Annotated in this window: 2 protein-coding genes and 2 pseudogenes; 2 read left to right on the top strand and 2 right to left on the bottom strand. The window is 60.5% G+C overall.

Going from position 1 to position 1,992, the window contains the following annotated elements:
• Window positions 1-700, top strand: a pseudogene (locus NKH57_RS33640) (hypothetical protein); the annotation flags it as partial.
• Between the two features lie 418 nt (window positions 701-1,118).
• A pseudogene (locus NKH57_RS33635) lies at window positions 1,119-1,456 on the top strand (DDE-type integrase/transposase/recombinase); the annotation flags it as partial.
• Window positions 1,457-1,521: 65 nt separating this feature from the next.
• On the opposite strand, the gene NKH57_RS33630 reads toward NKH57_RS33635, so the two are convergent.
• Window positions 1,522-1,755: a hypothetical protein gene (locus NKH57_RS33630; RefSeq protein ID WP_127297979.1), complete on the bottom strand. Its 234-nt coding sequence runs from the start codon at window positions 1,753-1,755 to the stop codon at window positions 1,522-1,524.
• A 2-nt stretch (window positions 1,756-1,757) separates the two neighbouring features.
• On the bottom strand, window positions 1,758-1,992 hold a 235-nt coding region (locus NKH57_RS33625), incomplete at its 5' end, for a transposase domain-containing protein (protein WP_352950658.1).

The raw sequence follows: 1,992 nt of genomic DNA, 5'->3' as shown, positions 1-1,992 counted from the left end.
CCACCCTGCCGACGCCGTGCTCATCAGAGAGTACACAGCGGCTCTCATCAAAGCGTACGAGGCAGCGCCGACCGGGCCGAAACCCCGTACCGTTGAGGTCTATGGGTCTGCTCTTAGACGTTTCAGTCAATGCCTGGTTGAAAACAAAAAGCCGGGGATTGCGGATCGGCTTCACGAGCGGTCGCTGGATGAAGATGCCAAGCGCTATATGAAAACCGCTGAGATCAGTGCACTAGCTCATCTCCGGAAGTTCGCACCCGGGCGCGAAATTGCCCTTGCTGCTCGTCCGGAAGACGCAGTCGGCATGGAGGCTCGTGCCATTGGGGACGCCGCTGCGCAAACCGCGGCACAAGCTCATGGCCACGCAGGAGAGCAGGGACCCATCTCTCGAGCTCAACAAGTCGCGCCAGCGCCGTTTGAACGGCACTTGGGCAAGACGCGCGAGGCCCAGGACGGACTGACGAGTACACTTGACAGGAGCAACCTCGTGAACAGCGGGGGCGTCATCATAAACAATGAACATTACACAGCGCTGTTGAGACCGGCGAAGAGGCAGAGGACTGATAATCCGCAAAGCCGCGCCATGGGGCGGCAACTGAGCGAAGCAACCACGACGTCCATCAGCCAAGCCTCCGATCAAGCCCGAGCGGACCTAATGGCTTCCTTCAGAAGCAGGGAGCGCTCCGACGCGGGGCGTTGAGCTCCATGGCTGGGGTCAAGCAGAACAGCTCTCTTGACGACAGAGGCGCTGATGCGATCTCCGGACCGGTAGCTCTCGCCGTAATTGATCAGGCTGGTAGAAGCCGATTGACATTTCGTCGCCGTCAGCCGCGTACCCAGGAAGGACGACAGCCTCCATATCAAGAATGCGAGATGATCATCGTATTCAGCGGCAGCGTGCCGGCGAAATTGGGTTTTCGGCAGGCCAAATAGCGCGATGCAGAAGGATGGTGAGGATTTCGCGTCCGCCACTGCGATGCATAGAGCCACCCTTCGGAACCGACCAGCGCAACAAAGCTCGTTATGCGGCGCGTAGGTTCGTAGACTCTTATCCAGTATCGAGATAACAAGGCAGCTGCGCAGGAACGAACTCTGAGAGCGCACCCTGCGAGAGGTTGCGCTTGCTGACGCGGCTGTTGAAGAAGCAGGGGCTCGCGCCGAAGCGCATGATCACCGACTAGCTGCGCTCGTATGGAGCGGCAAAGCGACAGGTGATGCCGGACGTCGAGCACCGGTCGCACAAGGGGTTGAACAACGGAGCGGAGAATTCCCATGTGCCGCCGCGAAAACGGGAGCGGATGATGCAGGGGTCCGATCGCCGGGAGGCCTGCAACGCTTCGTCTCGACCTTGTCAGCCCTCCGCAACCTCTTCGTCCCGCCCCGCCCCAAACGTTCTGCTCTCGCCATACATGTTCATCGCTTGCAAGCCATCGCCGAATCGAAGGCCGTGACTGGAACGTACCCGTCCGGTGAAGACCGCAGACGTGCGTGTCCGGCGGCCATGAGCACTGCGGTGCAGGGTCAAGCTTTCGATGGGGAGACGCGATGATATTCTTCGAGGAGGAGTTTGACCTCCTCGATGCCTTCATCGGTGAAGGCCAAGATTCCGTCGTCATCGTTGGCGCCGTACACCCAGATGACGCCGTCCTCGGGCTCGAGACCGAGGGTCAGGTCCTGGATGAGCGCATCGCTGACGCCGAGGTCCCTGGCGACACGTTCGACGGTGTAGACGTGATGCACCTTATTGCGCTGCATGATCAGGCCGCCGCTGATTGGGTCCGCAGTTGTGCGGATCTCCAATTCCACGGCAGCAAATCATCGATCCGATGGGCTGGGTGGGCTGCGATGCGCGCCAGGCTATCGGCGAGCCAGGCCTGCGGGTCGATATCGTTCATCTTGGCGCTGATGATCAGGCTGTAGAGAACGGCAGCGCGCTGTCCGCCGCGATCGGAACCGCAGAACAGCCAGGACTTTCTGCCGAGAGCGATGCCG

It is taken from the genome of Mesorhizobium sp. M1050 (assembly GCF_040318715.1).
GTDB lineage: Bacteria > Pseudomonadota > Alphaproteobacteria > Rhizobiales > Rhizobiaceae > Mesorhizobium.
This window is presented reverse-complemented; position numbering and strand designations above follow the sequence as displayed.